The organism is Methanobrevibacter sp., from assembly GCF_015062935.1.
Classification (GTDB): domain Archaea; phylum Methanobacteriota; class Methanobacteria; order Methanobacteriales; family Methanobacteriaceae; genus Methanocatella.
Map to the genome: position 1 here is coordinate 17732 of NZ_SUTM01000023.1, position 17178 is coordinate 34909.

22 protein-coding genes are annotated in these 17178 nt (G+C 33.9%); 17 read left to right on the forward strand and 5 right to left on the reverse strand.

The annotated features are described in order from the left end of the window. Nucleotides 1–53 precede the first annotated feature (53 nt). From E7Z81_RS10160 to E7Z81_RS10200, 9 genes are all read left to right on the forward strand, one after another. On the forward strand, nucleotides 54–1268 hold the full coding sequence (locus E7Z81_RS10160; protein WP_292747308.1) for a translation initiation factor IF-2 subunit gamma: 1215 nt from the start codon (nucleotides 54–56) through the stop codon (nucleotides 1266–1268). A 10-nt stretch (nucleotides 1269–1278) separates the two neighbouring features. After that, a complete protein-coding gene (locus tag E7Z81_RS10165) occupies nucleotides 1279–1671 on the forward strand; it encodes a PIN domain-containing protein (RefSeq protein ID WP_292742377.1) in 393 nt (130 codons plus the stop codon). Nucleotides 1672–1707: 36 nt separating this feature from the next. Further along, on the forward strand, nucleotides 1708–2292 hold the full coding sequence (locus tag E7Z81_RS10170) for a DNA-directed RNA polymerase (protein ID WP_292747311.1): 585 nt from the start codon (nucleotides 1708–1710) through the stop codon (nucleotides 2290–2292). Continuing rightward, nucleotides 2289–2465, forward strand: a complete 177-nt coding sequence (gene spt4, locus E7Z81_RS10175; RefSeq protein ID WP_292747313.1) for a transcription elongation factor subunit Spt4 — start codon at nucleotides 2289–2291, stop codon at nucleotides 2463–2465. Before E7Z81_RS10170 ends, spt4 begins: the two co-directional genes overlap by 4 nt. A gap of 10 nt (nucleotides 2466–2475) precedes the next feature. Continuing rightward, a complete protein-coding gene (locus tag E7Z81_RS10180; protein WP_292747316.1) occupies nucleotides 2476–2985 on the forward strand; it encodes a GTP-dependent dephospho-CoA kinase family protein in 510 nt (169 codons plus the stop codon). Between the two features lie 19 nt (nucleotides 2986–3004). Continuing rightward, nucleotides 3005–3316, forward strand: a complete 312-nt coding sequence (locus E7Z81_RS10185) for a 30S ribosomal protein S24e (protein ID WP_292747319.1) — start codon at nucleotides 3005–3007, stop codon at nucleotides 3314–3316. Between the two features lie 9 nt (nucleotides 3317–3325). Next, nucleotides 3326–3478 carry a 30S ribosomal protein S27ae gene (locus tag E7Z81_RS10190; RefSeq protein WP_292747322.1) on the forward strand — a complete coding sequence of 51 codons (153 nt, stop codon included), beginning with the start codon at nucleotides 3326–3328 and terminating at the stop codon, nucleotides 3476–3478. A 70-nt stretch (nucleotides 3479–3548) separates the two neighbouring features. Continuing rightward, nucleotides 3549–4970, forward strand: a complete 1422-nt coding sequence (argH, locus tag E7Z81_RS10195) for an argininosuccinate lyase (protein WP_292747325.1) — start codon at nucleotides 3549–3551, stop codon at nucleotides 4968–4970. Nucleotides 4971–5060: 90 nt separating this feature from the next. Beyond that, nucleotides 5061–5471, forward strand: coding sequence for a hypothetical protein (locus E7Z81_RS10200; protein ID WP_292747328.1), 411 nt, complete (start codon nucleotides 5061–5063; stop codon nucleotides 5469–5471). A gap of 171 nt (nucleotides 5472–5642) precedes the next feature. Here the strand turns inward: E7Z81_RS10200 and E7Z81_RS10205 are convergent, their stop codons facing one another. Genes E7Z81_RS10205 through E7Z81_RS10220 form a run of 4 tightly spaced genes read right to left on the reverse strand, consistent with a single transcriptional unit; the run spans nucleotide 5643 to nucleotide 7906 of the window. Further along, nucleotides 5643–6665 (reverse strand): 7-cyano-7-deazaguanine synthase, encoded by a 1023-nt coding sequence (locus E7Z81_RS10205; protein WP_292747331.1) that lies wholly within the window; start codon nucleotides 6663–6665, stop codon nucleotides 5643–5645. Between the two features lie 9 nt (nucleotides 6666–6674). Next, complete coding sequence (locus E7Z81_RS10210; RefSeq protein ID WP_292747333.1) at nucleotides 6675–7118, reverse strand: MarR family winged helix-turn-helix transcriptional regulator; 444 nt, start codon at nucleotides 7116–7118, stop codon at nucleotides 6675–6677. 2 nt (nucleotides 7119–7120) lie between these two features. Then, nucleotides 7121–7369: a hypothetical protein gene (locus E7Z81_RS10215; protein ID WP_292747336.1), complete on the reverse strand. Its 249-nt coding sequence runs from the start codon at nucleotides 7367–7369 to the stop codon at nucleotides 7121–7123. Nucleotides 7370–7372: 3 nt separating this feature from the next. Then, complete coding sequence (locus E7Z81_RS10220) at nucleotides 7373–7906, reverse strand: MFS transporter (protein WP_292747339.1); 534 nt, start codon at nucleotides 7904–7906, stop codon at nucleotides 7373–7375. Nucleotides 7907–7926: 20 nt separating this feature from the next. On the opposite strand from E7Z81_RS10220, the gene E7Z81_RS10225 reads away from it, so the two are divergent. Beyond that, a complete protein-coding gene (locus E7Z81_RS10225) occupies nucleotides 7927–8730 on the forward strand; it encodes an SDR family oxidoreductase (protein ID WP_292747342.1) in 804 nt (267 codons plus the stop codon). A gap of 12 nt (nucleotides 8731–8742) precedes the next feature. Further along, nucleotides 8743–9891, forward strand: a complete 1149-nt coding sequence (locus E7Z81_RS10230; protein WP_292747345.1) for an aldo/keto reductase — start codon at nucleotides 8743–8745, stop codon at nucleotides 9889–9891. A gap of 248 nt (nucleotides 9892–10139) precedes the next feature. Here the strand turns inward: E7Z81_RS10230 and E7Z81_RS10235 are convergent, their stop codons facing one another. Continuing rightward, nucleotides 10140–10406 carry a hypothetical protein gene (locus tag E7Z81_RS10235; RefSeq protein ID WP_292747348.1) on the reverse strand — a complete coding sequence of 89 codons (267 nt, stop codon included), beginning with the start codon at nucleotides 10404–10406 and terminating at the stop codon, nucleotides 10140–10142. Between the two features lie 186 nt (nucleotides 10407–10592). On the opposite strand from E7Z81_RS10235, the gene E7Z81_RS10240 reads away from it, so the two are divergent. The 6 genes from E7Z81_RS10240 (at nucleotide 10593) to rbr (E7Z81_RS10265) (ending at nucleotide 17173) form a co-directional block, all read left to right on the forward strand. Then, nucleotides 10593–11879: an O-acetylhomoserine aminocarboxypropyltransferase/cysteine synthase family protein gene (locus tag E7Z81_RS10240; RefSeq protein WP_292747386.1), complete on the forward strand. Its 1287-nt coding sequence runs from the start codon at nucleotides 10593–10595 to the stop codon at nucleotides 11877–11879. Between the two features lie 140 nt (nucleotides 11880–12019). Next, complete coding sequence (locus tag E7Z81_RS10245; protein ID WP_292747351.1) at nucleotides 12020–13885, forward strand: hypothetical protein; 1866 nt, start codon at nucleotides 12020–12022, stop codon at nucleotides 13883–13885. A 136-nt stretch (nucleotides 13886–14021) separates the two neighbouring features. Further along, nucleotides 14022–14993 carry a methenyltetrahydromethanopterin cyclohydrolase gene (mch, locus tag E7Z81_RS10250; protein ID WP_292747354.1) on the forward strand — a complete coding sequence of 324 codons (972 nt, stop codon included), beginning with the start codon at nucleotides 14022–14024 and terminating at the stop codon, nucleotides 14991–14993. Nucleotides 14994–15114: 121 nt separating this feature from the next. Beyond that, nucleotides 15115–15831 carry a DUF4013 domain-containing protein gene (locus E7Z81_RS10255; RefSeq protein ID WP_292747357.1) on the forward strand — a complete coding sequence of 239 codons (717 nt, stop codon included), beginning with the start codon at nucleotides 15115–15117 and terminating at the stop codon, nucleotides 15829–15831. Nucleotides 15832–16010: 179 nt separating this feature from the next. Continuing rightward, nucleotides 16011–16556, forward strand: a complete 546-nt coding sequence (gene rbr, locus E7Z81_RS10260) for a rubrerythrin (RefSeq protein WP_292747360.1) — start codon at nucleotides 16011–16013, stop codon at nucleotides 16554–16556. Between the two features lie 71 nt (nucleotides 16557–16627). Beyond that, nucleotides 16628–17173 carry a rubrerythrin gene (gene rbr / locus E7Z81_RS10265; protein ID WP_292747363.1) on the forward strand — a complete coding sequence of 182 codons (546 nt, stop codon included), beginning with the start codon at nucleotides 16628–16630 and terminating at the stop codon, nucleotides 17171–17173. Nucleotides 17174–17178 lie beyond the last annotated feature (5 nt).

Below are 17178 nucleotides of genomic sequence, written 5' to 3' on the forward strand. Positions count from 1 at the left end.
TTTTTCTCATTTTACTTTTATGTTGAAAAAATTAATTAGAAAGGTGGTTATCTGTGAACGTACAGTCAGATGTTAACATAGGTTTGGTTGGTCATGTAGACCATGGTAAGACTACTCTAACTAAGGCATTGTCTGGAATTTGGACTGATACTCACAGTGAGGAAACTAAAAGAGGTATTTCAATCCGTTTAGGTTATGCAGACATTGAATTTAGAAAATGTCCTGAATGCGGTGAACCTGAATGTTACACTACTTCTAAAAAATGTGAAATCTGTGGGAGCGAAACTGAATTAATAAGAAAAGTGTCTTTTGTTGATGCTCCAGGTCACGAAACTCTTATGGCAACTATGTTATCTGGTGCTGCAATTATGGATGGTGCAGTGTTGGTAATTGCTGCAAATGAGTCTTGTCCACAACCACAAACAAAAGAACATCTTATGGCACTTGATGTTATCGGTGTAAAGGATGTTATTGTAGTTCAAAATAAAATTGATATTGTATCAAAAGAAAGAGCTATTGAAAGTTATAATGAAATTAAGGAATTTGTTAAAGGTACTTGCGCTGAAGATGCTTTAATAATACCTGTATCTGCTCAACAAGGTGCTAATGTAGATATATTAATTGAAGCAATGCTTAAACAAATTCAACCTCCGGAAAGGAATATTGATGACACTGCATTGATGCATGTTGCAAGGTCATTTGATATCAATAAACCTGGTTCTGGTGCTGATAAAATCAAAGGAGGAGTTATTGGAGGAACCTTAGTTCAAGGTAAATTCAAATTAGGAGATACCATTGAAATAAGACCAGGTCCTACTAATAACGGTGAAAGACTCACATTAAAATCTGAAATTATCGGCCTTGAAGCTAATGGGGAACAAGTTGAAGAAATAGGTCCTGGAGGACTTGTGGGTATTGCAACTAAATTAGATCCATCTCTAACTAAATCAGATTCATTATCCGGAACTGTTGCTGGTGAAGAAGGTACTTTACCTGACGTATTGGACAGTTTCACTATGGAAGCTAATTTACTTGACCGTGTTGTAGGTACTAAAGAAGAACGTGATGTCGCTCCAATCAAAATTAAAGAGCCTTTAATGATTAACTGTGGTACAACAACAACCATTGGTGTAGTTACTTCAACCAAGAAAAATGTTGTTGATGTTGCTCTTAAATTACCAGTTTGTGCAAGCCCTGGTGATAGAGTTGCTTTAAGCCGTAGAGTTGGAGCTCGTTGGAGATTAATAGGTTACGGTATTATTAAATAGAGGGCAAATAATGAACTCTAAAGAAGTTGTAATAGATACCAATTTTTTTATGGTTCCATTTCAGTTCAATGTTGATATAATCACTGAACTTGAAAATTTATTACCTTCTTATAAATTAACTACTCCAAGCTTTGTTATCAATGAATTGAAGGGTTTGAAAAGAAATAATAAAGGAAAAACAAGGTTAAATGCAAATTTAGCCTTAAAATTAGCTAATTCTTCAAAAATTGAAATAAAGGATATTTCATTATTAGAAAATGAAACTGTGGATGATGCGTTACTTAGAGTTTCAGAAGTATTAGCTACAAACGATATAGAATTAAAAAATCGTGCAAAGGATAAAGGTATAACTGTTGCATATTTAAGGCAAAAAAAATATATTGCTGTTGAAGGCAAAATATAATATTAATTAAACTTATCAATTAAACGAGGGATTATTTTGTATTATAAAACAAAAATTGAGGATACAGTAAGAATTCCACCTTATGAATTCGAAAAACCTCTTGAAGAAGTTGCTATCAAAACTTTAAATAAAACCTATGAAGGACGTTTAGATAAAAAACTTGGTTTACTCATCTGTGTTAACAGTATTGATGAAATCAGTGAAGGCAGACTCATTATGGGTGATGGAGCTTCATATCACAATGTTGTTTTTGAAGCTATTTTCTTTAAACCTGAACAACATGAAATCTTCGATGGTGAAGTAATCGATATTGTTGATTATGGTGCTTTTGTAAGAATTGGACCTATGGACGGTCTTATACATGTTTCTCAAGTCACTGATGATTATATTAATTATGATCCTAAAAGAGGAGCATTAATTGCAAAAGAATCCAATAAAACTCTTGATGAAGGAGACTTAGTTAGAGCTAGAGCAGTTAGCGTATCCATTAAAGACGAATCCACCAATAATATTGAAAACAACAGGAATTCTAAAATTCCTCTCACTATGAGACAAACCAATTTAGGTAGATTCGAATGGATTCAAGAAGCTAAAGAAAAAAGTAGGAGTGGAAATCAATGAAAGCATGTACAGTTTGTAAAATGATTTCAAGCAAGGATCATTGTCCTAGTTGCGGAAGTCCTACTTCTGATAATTGGAGCGGTCTTTTAATAATTACTGATCCTGAAGAATCTGAATTAGCTCGTGAATTAAATATTACTATTCCTGGAGAATACTGTTTAAGAGTTAGATAGAGGGTTTTTCGTGTTAAAGTTAGATGCAGAATTAAATAAAGATATAATAGTTGAACTTAAAAAACCATTAGGCAAGTTATATCCTGACTTTGAAGATGCTATTGATGAGATAAAATCTTCTGAGTTTTTAATTTCTGTTGGTGATGCAACTTTTGAAAATCTTACTAAAAATGAAATATATCCAAATATTGGTATAATTGATAATCTTATTCAAAGAAAAAATCATACTCATGAAATCATACGTGCAAATCACATTCTAAAAGCAGATAATCCTGCAGGGTACATTACTGATGATCTATGGGAAACCATAGGTAAAGCTCTTGAATTATCTAACAGTGGCGAATGTTATGTAATTGAAGTCAATGGGGAAGAAGATCTTGCAGTTCTTCCTTGCATCATCATGGCAAATCCTGAAACCGTAATATTATATGGTCAACCGAATGAAGGATTAGTGCTTTTAAAAGCTGGTGATTTAGTAAATAAAGCTAAAAAGCTTATTAACGGATTTATTAAAGAATAAATTGAACCGAGGTTTAATCATGGAAATTGAATTTATTGAAGAAAAAGATAATAAATTATTTAACAGAAAAGAAATTAAATTTTATGTTGATTATGATGGAGAAGCAACTCCTAAAGTTTTAGATATCAAATCTAAATTAGTTGCTTTGTTAAATACTAAAAAAGAATTAATCGTAGTCGACAATGTACAACCACACTACGGTGAACCTAGAGCATTAGGTTATGCAAAAGTCTACGACACTGTAGATGATTTAGAATACATTGAAACTGAACATGTTTTAGCTAAAAATGCAGAACCTGAAGAAGAACCTGAAGAAGAAAGTGAAGAATAGGTGATTTATATGGTAAAAAAATCTGATTTATATGAAGTAGATGGAGACAAAATTGTAAGAAAAAATCAAATTTGTCCTCGTTGTGGTGAAGGTGTATTCATGGCTGACCATGGTGACAGAGTTGCTTGTGGTAAATGCGGATACACTGAAATGAAAAAATAAGATTTTTTAAATCTTTATTTTCTTTTTTTTATTATTTTTATTTTTAACTTACTTTTTAGAAGGGATTTTTTTGGATAATATTAGAAATGGTCGTTTTAAGACTGGAATGACTGATGAAGCAGCAGAATATACTTCATCACTTGAAGCTGACATGTTACTTTTTGAAGCTGATATAAAAACTAATTTTGCACACACTTCCATGTTAAAGCATGAAGGCATCATCGATGAGGAAATTGCAGATAAGATTTTATGCGCTTTGGATAATCTTAAGGAAGAAGGCTTTGAGGCTTTGGTTTTCGATGCATCCATTGAAGATGTTCACATGGCAATTGAAAATTATGTAACTTCCAAGATTGGTCCTGAAGCCGGTTTTATGCATACCGCAAAATCACGTAACGATCAGGTCGCATGTGATGTGAGATTAGTTCTTCGTGGAATGATTGAGGAAATCCAAATTGGTATTTTAGAGTTTATGGAAGGATTAGTTGAAATGGCAGGAGAACACCTGGAAGATGTTTTCATTGGTTTTACCCACTTGCAGCACGCTCAACCGATTACTATAGCTCATCATTTAATGGCTCATGTTCAAGCTCTCAAAAGGGATTATGAACGTTTAGCTGATACTTATAAACGTGTTAATTTAAATCCTTTAGGTTCAGCTGCTATGGCCACAACCAGTTTTCCGATAAACAGGCAATTGACTACAGATTTACTTGGTTTTTATGCTTATCTTGAAAACTCCATGGACGGTGTTTCAGCACGTGATTTCATCACAGAAACTGTCTTTGATTTAGTATCTCTATCATCTACACTTGCTAAAATCTGTGAAGAGCTTGTTTTATGGAGTACTTATGAGTTCGGTATTATTGACATGGCAGATGAATATTCATCAACTTCTTCTATTATGCCGCAAAAGAAAAATCCTGACGTAGCTGAACTTGCAAGAGGAAAAACAAGTATTGCTACCGGTGAACTGATTACAATTCTAACTATTCTTAAGGCAATTCCATATACCTACAATAGGGATTTGCAGGAAATCACTCCTCACTTATGGAATGCAGTTAAGGTTACCAAGGACACATTATCCATCGTAACTAAAATGCTGCTTTCAGTTGAGTTTAAGGTGGAAAGGTGTGCTGAACTTGCAGGTAAAAATTTTGCAACTGCAACCGATTTGGCCGACATTATGGTTCGTGAAAAACATATACCTTTCAGAACCGCTCATAAGATTGTTGGAAGGATTGTCAATGAAGCTACTGCCAATGAAATGGCGGAAGAGGACATTACATCAAAATTCATTGATGATATTGCAGTTGAATTGGGCTTTGATGAATTGAATTTAGCTGATGAGTTAATTCAAAAGGCTTTAAATCCTGCCGAAAATGTTAGAATTAGGGCTGTACCTGGAGGTCCTGCTCCTGAAATGGTGGATATTGCCCGTAATAATATCAAAGTATTCTTGAATGAAGAATTTGAAAGACATGGAATTTAAACAATTCCTGTTTTATTTTTCTTTTTTGTGATTTTTATGAATTTTAAAAATGTTTTTCTGATTTTATGTATTTCTATTTTGCTTTTTAGTTTGTCTTCTGTTTTTGCTGAAAGTTTTGACTTGCAGGGAAATACCTTTGAAGTTCCACAGGGTTACTCCATTAATAAAACAAGCGCCCTTTCAACTAAAATGGTTAAAAATAATAATACAAATTATACTGTTTTTGTAAGTGTTAATAATTTTACAGATTCCAATGCTTCAATCAATAGCCGGCAGGTTTCCGGATTCAGGTTTTTGGCTGAAGAAAATTTTGTTTCAGAAAATAATATTCCTGTAACTCAGCAAAATTATATTAAAAACGAATCTTATTACTCCTATTATTCATTTGATATTAATGGTGCGGGTTATCTTATTGGGTATTCATTTCCGGTTCATGATGATGATTTGGGGGATAAAGACAGTAATCCTGCATTAAAAATAATAGAATCCATTAATGTTTAGGCATACCTAAACTTTATATACTTATACGAACAAACTATAATTGTGGATATAATCTTTTAGATTATTGAAGCATGATTTGCAAGGATGATAGGAAACTTATTAAAGGTTCCTCAATGAATTCAATAAGTAAAGCTCAGCTCCTATTATCTCTCTTGCAAATCAATATAAATCTTATTTTTTAGTTTTATAAAAACTCCAAATTAAATCAAGGGCTTCACCAGGCTCCAATGCACCTGAACGGGTTTCCCTCAATATTCTTTGTATGGAAAATTTCTTCATGTGTGGAAATTTTCTGTGAACCTCATAAAGCAGAGGACATCCGAATCCTTTAAACTCCTTTAAATTATAGTTTCTGATTAAGGATTTTATCTCCTGTTTGCCAACGCTTAAACTTGCCGGCAGGTTCAATCGATATAATGAATCCTCCTGCAGATTTATGCATTGACTGCCAGTTGCAAGCATATCACCAAAGATAATTATTGGGATTTCTCTGTCTTTAGCATATTTTTTAACCAGTTCTCCGGTATTTTTTGAACATCTTCCGCAGGGATGGACATTGCCTGTAAATGACTCTTCAATAATGTCTGAATAATCTGCCGGAATGTATTCATGTTCTATGCCTAATCCTTCGGTAAGTGCCTTAATGTTTTGCTTAAATTGATTTGGCAGAATTATTGTTCCAGGATCAACTGTAACTGCAATAGGGTTAAATCCTAATTTTTTAGCTAAAATAAGTGAAAAACTGCTGTCAACACCTCCTGAAAGTGCAACAACAGCTTCAGTTTTTGGAGATTGATCGAATTCGTGTTCATTAAAATAATTGTCAAAATTAAAGCTGTAAATGTTTTCCAATTTATTTTCAATAGTTTTTTCCAGATTTGAAAGACCGACCAAGTCCAAATCCAGATTATGAACAGTTTTTTTGGATAGTTTCAATTTATACTCTTTATTTAAAAAGTCTCCAAATGATTCAACATGTATACTTTCAAGGCCTAACTTTTCTCTAAGCTTTCCAACTACCCAGCCGCCTTTTCCAATGATTGCTGATTTGTCAGGCCTGTCTTCTGTTATAATCCATAATTCATTGGTATTTTCATTAAAATATATCTTTTCAATGAAAATGTTTACCTTGTCATGGCCTATTTCTTCTCTGATTTTGTTAACTTCATCCAGAATGAATTGTTTTGTATACATTGATATTAATTATAGTTCAACTACTTTAAATAATAACCTTTTCAGAAGTTTAACTTCTTCTTCAGTCATTTTTGATGTAACATTTATTTCCCAGTTTCTGATTAATCCAAGCAATTTGTCTGTTTTTTCAGTTCCCTTATCTGTCAGCTCAACTATTTTTTTACGCCTGTTGGTTGGATCTTCACATCTTGTGATATAGCCCAAATCTTCGAATTTTCTCAATAGTTTGGCGGTATATCCTTCGCTTACTTTAAACAGTTCCACCAATTCCTTCTGAGTTGTTTTTTCGCTGAATCTGATTCTGATTAAAAATGGAAGTTCCGTTTTTGTAATTTCTTCATCATCAAAAGTCTCTTTGAGATATGTTCCGTAATTGGCTATCATCTCTTCAACATAATGATATATGTAAATGTTTTCTGCATTTTCTTTTTTAAACTGTGAAGGTAATGTCATTTTCATGCCTCTATGTTATATCTGTTTGTTCTTGTAAAAATCAATATCAAATCTACTGCCATAACTGCAATTGCCGCAATCATCACATATTGAACGCCCATTCCGGCAACAACCGCTCCTGCTATTGTTGTACCTAATGTCACACCGACATTTCCCATACTTAAGAATATTCCGTTAGCAAATTCAGGTGCATCAGGCGCTGCTGATACCATCCAGTACTGTGAAATGTCGTTTCCGATACCAGCAAGCAATCCTCAGAATATCATTAAAATTATTATAGGTATTTTAATTCCGCTGAACATAAATATTCCAACCATTAATATTGAAAAGATGATTGGAAATGTCAGGACTGTTAGTTTGGTTTTATTGTTAAGCAGTTTTGCTCCGAGCCAATTTCCGACAATGGATGCAACGCCGTAAATGAACAGTACGATACTTAGTTCTGTTCCAAATATGTTTGTCATTGAATTCAAAAATTCTGAGATGTATGAATATGCAGTGTACATTCCTCCGTTCAGGAATATGACTCCTAAAACTGATATTATAAATACTCCTGTAGTTGCTACCTTGACCTGGTTTCCGTAGGATTGCTCTTTTCCCGGAAGGCTTGGGAAAAATATTATTGTTGCAATCAATGAAACAAAGGTAACTAAACTAAACCAGAGCATTGAAAATTGATATCCGAAGTTTGTTGCAACAAATGTAGTAATAGGAACTCCAATAATCATTCCTGCTGAAACTCCCATAATCACTTTGCTGACTGCATCCTGTGCTTTTTCAGGTTCCACTATTTCTGCAGCAACTGTTAATGCAAGTCCGCAGAGATATCAATGAAGAAAAACTGGAAACTCTCAAGCATGACTTGACCTATTCCGGTTATGACGTGGAAACTCAGGTAACAAACGCAATGGATCTGGACTCCATCAAGGCATTGGCTGAAAAAGCCGCTTCATTAGGTCCTGTAATGTATTTCATTGATACAGCAGGCGCATCACCAAATCAGGCATCACCGGAACACATCATTAACCTTGATTTGATAGGAACATCATACGCAATAGACGAGTTCGGAAAAGTGATGGCCAGAGGCGGAGCAGGATTAATCATATCATCCATGACAGGTTACATGCCTTCACCACTTACAAAAGAGGATGAAAATCTTCTTAGAGTTACACCAACAGATGAACTCAAGGACTTGGACTGTCTAAGTGAGGATGTTATTGTAAATTCAGGTGTTGCATATGTCGTATCCAAAAGAGCAAACCACCTCAGAGTACAGTATGCATCAGCAGACTCATGGGCTGAAAGAGGCGCAAGAATCAATACCATCAGTCCAGGAATTATTGTAACTCCTCTTGCTTATGATGAATTTGAAGCAAACGGGGAAGGATATCAAGCTATGATTGACGTCTGCGGTGCAAAAAGGGTTGGAACATCTGATGAAATTGCATATGCAGCTGAATTCTTATTAAGTGAAAAGGCTGGATTTATCACCGGAATGGATTTGCTAATTGACGGTGGTACAATCGCAGCTATTAACAGTGAAAAATGGATATTCAAATCCAATAATTTTTCCATTAACTTTTTTTATTTTTACTTTCATATATTATCTTGAGGAGATAGTATTATGGAATATCGCGAATTGGGCAATACTGGAATTAAGGTATCAGAAATCGCATTCGGTGCCGAATTTTTAGTAGAAAGGCCTTATGAAGATACTGAAGAACTAATTAAAGCATGTGAAGCTAACGGCATTAATTTCGTTGACTGTTGGATGAGTGAACCTGACGTACGTTCACATCTGGGAAAGGCAATTAAGCCTAACCGCGAAAACTGGGTCATACAGGGCCATATCGGGTCCACATGGCAGAACAACCAGTACGTCAGAACCCGTGAAATGGACAAGGTAATTCCTGCATTTGAAGATTTTATGGAAAGATTTCAGATGGAAACCCTTGATTTTGGAATGATTCATTATGTTGACCAGCTGGATGATTATAATGAAATAATGAACGGTCCATTCATAGAATATGTTCGAAAACTAAAAGAGGAAGGGACCATAGCGCACATCGGATTAAGTACTCATAATCCGGATATCGGACTTTTGGCAGCTGAAAATCCTGAAATTGAGCTTTTAATGTTTTCAATAAATCCTGCATATGACATGTTTGGAGCTATGGATGACATAGAAGAGTATCGTAAAGAGGAAGCATATACAGATTCAATGTTTGGTCTAAACCCTCAAAGGGCAGAACTGTATGAATTATGTGAGAAAAACGGAACTGCATTAACAGTGATGAAAGGATTTGCAGGAGGAAATCTGCTTTCCGATGAAACCTCTCCGTTCGGTGTTGCATTAACACCTATTCAATGTATACACTATTGCTTGGAGCAGAAAGGAGTTTCAAGTATTTTTGTTGGTGTAAAAACAGTTGAAGAACTCGAAGAGTCCTTGAAATACTGCAGTGCAACTGAAGGTGAAAAGGATTATACAGAAGTATTAAAAAATGCTCCAAAACATTCTTTTGAAGGTCAGTGCACATACTGCGGTCATTGCGCACCATGTACTTCTGAAATTGATATTGCAATGGTTAACAAGTTGTTTGATCTTGCAAAAAATCAGGATGAAGTGCCTGCAAGTGTGCAGGAGCACTATAACAATCTAAAGTATAATGCTTCAGAGTGTATTGCATGCGGTGACTGTGAACCTAGGTGTCCGTTTAATGTTCACATTGTTGATGTTATGTTGGATGCTCAGGATTTATTTGGTTTTTGATTAACAATTAAATTATTTTTCAGAAATAATTTAATTTAATATTTTTTTAAATTCAAAAAATAAATGTATTGGCTATAAACAGATTATTCAGGAAATATTTCGTCCCATTCAATAGGTATGTTCATCATTTTAAACAAATGATAGACTCTTTCTTTACCTGTTATTATGTTAGGGTCATTCATTCGTTCTTCTGCTTTTCTAAATACTTCTGGATTAGTTATACGTTTTTACATCCATATTCAGCAATTTTAACGGTCATTTGAATACTCCCTTCTTATTAATTGTAGTTTATTTATATTTTTATTGTTTATATAATTTTTTAATAGATTTCCGTACTCTTTAAGTATAAACTCATCAATTACTTTAAATGCTTTGTCACTAAATTCTAAGGGCAAATCTGATTTTTTAATTGAGGGTACGTCGTTTACTTTTAATTTTGTATATTTTTCACAGTTAATCTGTCTAATTAGCATCAAAATCAATATCAAAAGTAAAAATATTTTTTTAAATTTCATATCTTTGAATTTAGTTTTAATAAGATATAAATCAGTATTTTTTAAATTAAATGGAAATTAATTTAATAAATGGATTTTTAATATAAATTTCATCATTATGTAATAATTTTAATAGGTTATAACAATTTTTATCCGGATTAAAGAAATGCTTTAATATTAATGTTAACATAACTATTAATGATTATTATGGCTTATGAATTTAAAAACAAAAAAAATATTTCAACAATTGGTGTACATGCCGGTCAGGAAGAAGTAGATGAGACCGGTTCAAGAGTAACACCGATTTATCAAACTACATCATATGTATTTGACTCACCTGAGCAGGCTGCAAATAGATTTGCACTTACAGAAGGCGGAAACATCTACACAAGATTAACTAACCCTACAACTGAAGCATTTGAAAAAAGAATGGCTGCAATTGAAGGCGGAACAGCAGCTTATGCGACTGCATCCGGAATGGCTGCAATCTTTTATGCGATTATTAACTTAACATGTGTTGGAGACAATATTGTTTCAGCAGATAACCTGTATGGGGGAACCTATGAACTGTTTGAAAATACACTGGAGGAACTTGGCCGTACAGTAACATTCGTCGACTCCCAGTCCCCTGAATTATTTGAAGAAGCTATTGATGATAAGACAAAAGCTATTTATGTTGAATCAATCGGAAATCCTAAATTGGACATTCCAGATTTTGATAAATTGGCAGAAATTGCACATTCACATGGAATTCCATTAATTGCAGACAACACAGTTGGAATTGGATCTGTAAGACCATTCGACCATGGAGCAGATATCATAGCATCATCTGCAACCAAATATATCGGAGGTCATGGTACTACTTTAGGAGGTATCATAATTGAAAAAGGCGATTTTGACTGGATGAGCGGTAAGTTTCCAACATTGTCCGAACCTGATGATACATATAACGGATTAATATTTGCTGAAACTTTTGGCGAATCCGCTTTTACAACAAGAATCAGGACAGTTGTCGGAAGGGATACCGGTGCAGTACCTTCTCCGTTCAATTCATTTTTACTTATGCAGGGTCTTGAAACATTAGGTTTAAGGATTGAAAGGCACGCTTCAAATGCAATGGCAGTAGCAGAACATCTCGAAGCTCACCCTAAAGTTGCTTGGGTAACCTATTCAGGACTTGAATCTTCCCCGAACCATGAAGTCGCTAAAAAATATGCCGAAAAAGGTTATGGCGGAATCGTTTCATTCGGTCTTAAGGCAGGTTATGACGGAGCTTTAAAATTCATTGAAAACGTTGAGCTGATTTCATTTTTAGCAAACATTGGTGATGCTAAATCTCTTGTAACTCATCCTGCATCAACAACTCATTCCCAATTAACCGAAGAGCAACAGCTGTCTACCGGCGTAACTCCTGATTTAATCAGATTCTCAGTAGGTATTGAGGATATTGAAGATATCTTGGCTGATGTTGACCAGGCTTTGGATAAAATTTAGACAGGGACATCCTCCCTACAACTTTTTTTTTTAAATTAATATCTTTTTTTGTTATTCACTAATTTTTTGAAAAAATTTTAATATATAAAATATATAACATTAAAATATAGTTTAGATATGCAAAATTAAAGGGGATAACAGTGTTTAGAAAAATTAAAGGAAGTTTGGCTATAATTTCAATTATTTTCATTTGCATTGTGGCGATGGGCATGGTTTCCGCTTCAAATAATGATACTTTAGCTACTGACAGTTCATTAGACGGAGCAGTTCACGCAAATGAGTCGGGTGGAAAGCATTTTGAAGATGTGCAAAATCAGATAAATGATGCAAAAGACGGTGATGAAGTAAATTTAAGCGGAGTTGTATACACTCCGTTAAATAGGGATGATGACACTTATAAACAGATAACTCTAAAAAAATCCATTAATATAAGTGGTGTTGAAGGGAAAACAATTTTTAACGCACATGGTCTTTGGGGAATATTTCTTGTAAAAAATATAAATCATGCTGTATTTAAAAATATCACATTCACAGGCTCCATCAGCGGAAGTGCGGTATCTGTAGTTGATTCCAATGCTGATTTTATTGACTGCGTTTTTGATTCAAATCAGGGAAGTGTCGGCAGCGGTCTGCAGGTATATTCAAACAACAGGGACATGACTGTAAATATCATTAACTGCACTTTCAAGAATAATGGTGCCGGATTGGATTATGCAGGCGTTGGAGGAGGAATAGCTCTTGGCCATTATGACCACACTCTTACAACAAACATAAAAAACTCCTATTTCTTCAATAATATTGCCTTAAGGGGCGCAGGAATTTATATTGCAGGCAGTGATGAAAGAAAAGGTTATCTGAATATAGACAATACCACTTTTGAAGAAAACCGCATACAATATCAGGAAGTCGAATTCATTGAAATCAGCGGATGCGATATCGGATTCTGGGGGTACTATAAGTACGATACCAAAATCTCCAATTCCCGGTTCATAGACTCCTATGATGAAGAAAATAATTATACATTGGCCCTGCTTCTTGCAAGGGATAATAATCTGGTGAACAATACCTTTTTAAACAGCAGATTGGCATTTGAAAAAACTGACGCTATTATTAAAGACTGCAGTTTCCAGAATTCAAGTTTGGAATTTTTCTTTGATGGATTCGAAAGCTATCTCTATGAACCTACTCCAGCTCCAAAAAGTGAAAACTTGAACTATAACATTGACAATTGTAATTTCTCAGATTCATTCATTGTTGTCGGACAGGGAGCTATCAGAAACTCTAATTTTGACGGAACTTCAATCTACAAGAATTCTCAAAAAGGCTTAAAATTGGAAAACTGCATATTTGCAAACCGATCAAACATTAAAGCATTTTCCAATATCAATGTTTTAAATTCCCAATTCCTTGATAATTCAGTCATTAAACTGGATTCATTATCTCTGAAAGCTGACATATCCAAAATATCTAAGGTAACCTACAATTCAGGCAAGAAAATCACAATTAAACTCATGGATGCAGTTACTGGTGAAATGGTCAGTGGAGTAAAAGTTAAAATTGCAGATTCCAAAGCTAAAAAAACTTATTATGTGACAACTGATAAAAACGGTAGGGCATATTTTGTTTTAGATACTAGATTAACTTTAGGCAGTCATAATCTTGAATTCAGCTGTGATGATTCAAGGTATACTTTAACCAAATCCAAACAGTCCATTACAGTTTCAAAAGCCAAAACCACAATTGCTGCTCCAAAGGTAACCGGCAAATTTAAAAAATCCAAATATTTCAAGGTTACAGTTAAGGATAAAACAACTAAAAAAGCAGTAAAAGACATTAAAGTCAAAATCAAGGTGGGTAAAAAGACTTTCAATGTCAAGACCAATTCCAAGGGTGTAGCTCAAATCAACACAAAATCCCTAGCTATTGGAACTCATAATGTGGTTATATCTTCTGGAGATTCCGGTTATTTGATGTCTTCTAAAAGTACAATTGTTATTAAAAGATAGATTTTTCTATCTTCTTTCTTTTTTTCATATGCCATTTCAAGGTCAATTCATTTAGGCAACTATAAATAATAATAGCAATAAAATTTTATTCAATAACTTAAATATTTTAAGTTTAATATTTTAATGAGGTTAAACTATGGTAAGTGTAAACGTAGAAGCTAAAAAAACCGTAGATGTAATGATTGAAAAAGCAGATGAATTAAACATTGCTGTTGAAACTTTAGGCAATGGCGCTACTGTCATTGACTGTGGTGTTAATGTCGACGGAAGTTTTAAGGCAGGAGAACTTTATACTAAAGTTTGTCTTGGTGGACTCGCAGATGTTGGAATTTCAATTCCTGGAGATTTATCTGAAAAATTCGCACTTCCTTCAGTAAAAATCAAAACTGACTCACCTTCTATTTCAACCTTAGGTTCTCAAAAAGCAGGTTGGTCTGTATCTGTAGGAGACTTCTTTGCATTAGGTTCTGGTCCTGCTAGAGCTATTGCATTAAAACCAGCAGAAACCTACGAAGAAATTGATTATGAAGACAAAGATGCTGATTTAGCAATCTTAACTTTAGAAGCTGATGTATTACCTGGTGAAGATGTTGCACAATACATTGCTGATGAATGTGACGTTGATGTCAAAGATGTTTACTTACTTGTAGCTCCTACTTCTTCCCTTGTTGGATCCATCCAAATTTCCGGAAGAGTTGTTGAAAACGGAACCTACAAAATGTTAGAAGCAATCAAATTCGATGTAACTAAAGTAAAACATGCAGCAGGTATCGCACCAATCGCACCAGTTGACCCTAACGGACTTAAAGCTATGGGTAAAACAAACGATGCGGTTTTATTTGGTGGAAGAACTTACTACTATGTAGAATCCGATGAAGACGATGACATTGCTGAAGTAGCAGCAAAATTACCTTCCTCCGCAGCTGACGGATATGGTAAACCATTCTATGAAGTATTTAAAGAAGCTGAATTTGACTTCTACAAAATTGATAAAGGAATGTTTGCTCCTGCAGAAGTTGTCATTAACGATTTAACTACTGGTAAAATTTACAAAGAAGGATTTGTAAACGCTGATTTACTCAAAAAATCCTTTGGTGTAGATGAATAATTTTATTCATCTTTTTTCTCTTTTTTTCTAACATTTTTTTCGCTATATTTAAATACTATTAATTTTTAATAATTATATGCTCTTTAATAAGGGACTTTAAATAAATTAAAAGGTGAAAAAAATGGGTTTAGGCGATATCCTATCAGATTCAGTGGTATATCCATTTTCTGATATTACAAAATTTTTAATCGTAGGTGTAATTGCATTATTCTCCGGTTTATCTGCTCTTTTTGGAAACTGGGGTGTAAATAATTTTATATTAGTTACATTAGCAGGTATTTTAGGATTAATATTTACATTAATTCTTGCCGGATACGGTGTTAGAGTAACTAAATACGCAATCAACCGTTCAAATGAACTTCCTGATCTGGATTTGCAAAACAATTTGATCGATGGTATTAAATCTTTAATAATAGGTATTGTTTACTTTATAATTCCAATTATTATCACACTAATTTTTGCTATTATTACCGGTGCAATCAGTGCAGGATTCAATCAGATGATGGCAGGATTAGGTGTATTTTTAGTTATTGTGGTCATTGTCTTTATATTCTTTGCTATATTTGAAATGGTTGCTCTTGCAAGATTTGCAGACACCGGAGAGCTCGGTGAAGCATTGAATATAGGTGAAGTAATTGAAGATGTTAAAAGAATAGGCGTTGGTCAAATAATTTTATTTGCAATCGCATCTGTAATAATTTTAATCGTTGCATCTTTACTTGTTTCAGTTTTAGGTTTTATTCCATTTATTGGAATTATAATTGCTCAATTGATTATAGGAGCATTTACAACCCTTTTCTACAGTAGAGGTATTGGTTTATTATATGCTGGTGCATAAATAAATCATTCTTTTTCTTTTTTTTTAAATTATCTTATAATAAATATTTTTTTAGAGGCATTCCTATTTTTTTAGGATATCTTAAAATTAATAAAATTTTTAAAGTATAATTTTAATATATATTATTATTCTATATAGAATATCAATTCAACTTTTTAGTTGTAATGGAGATGTATAAAATGGCAGACTTAAAAGGTACAAAAACTGAAGCAAACTTACAAGCAGCTTTTGCTGGTGAGTCCCAAGCACATACTAAATACCAATACTTTGCTGCAAAAGCAAAAGAAGAAGGTTACGTTCAAATCCACGATATTTTCATGGAAACTTCCAAAAATGAAAGAGAACACGCTAAAATCTGGTTCAAACTCTTACACGATGAAGACATTCCAGACACAATAGCTAACCTCAATGCTGCAGCAGACGGTGAAAACGAAGAGTGGACTGCAATGTACAAAGAGTTCGCAGAAACCGCTAAAGAAGAAGGTTTCCCAATGATTGCATTCTTATTTGAAAAAGTAGGTGCAATCGAAAAAGAACACGAAGAAAGATACAGAACTTTACTTGCAAACGTTGAAAACGATGCAGTATTCAACAAAGAAGAAGACATCGAATGGAAATGTGAAAACTGTGGATTTGTTTTCTCAGGTCCTAACGCACCTGAAAAATGTCCTGTATGCGGACTTCCTAAAGCACATTTCGAAGAAAGAGCTACCAACTTTAAATAAGCTCTCTTTTTTTATTTTTTTTTTTAAAATTTAACTGATCAATAATATAATTTTTATTTAAGAGTGATAATATGGCAGATTTAAAAGGAACCAAAACTGAAGAAAACTTAAAAGCAGCTCTTGCTGGAGAATCCCAAGCACGTGTAAAATATGAATTTTATGCATCCCAAGCTAAAAAAGACGGATACGTTGAAATCAAAGAAATTTTCCAAGAATCATCAGACAATGAAAAAGAACATGCAAAAATTTGGTTTAAATTATTAAATGGCGGAAAAGTACCTGACACTTTAACCAACCTTGCTGACGCAGCTGCTGGTGAACATGAAGAATGGACTTCAATGTACAAAGAATTCGCTGAAACTGCACGTGAAGAAGGCTTTGATGATATTGCAGACTTATTTGATGCTGCAGGTGCAACTGAAAAAGCACACGAAGACAGATACAACGCTTTAACTGATAAAATCAAAGCTGATAAAGTATTCAAAAAAGATGAAGAAATTGCATGGAAATGTAACAATTGTGGATACATCCATTATGGAAAAGAAGCTCCTGAAGTATGTCCATTATGTGATCACCCACAAGCTCACTTCAGAAAACAAGATACCAGTTATATCTAAATTCA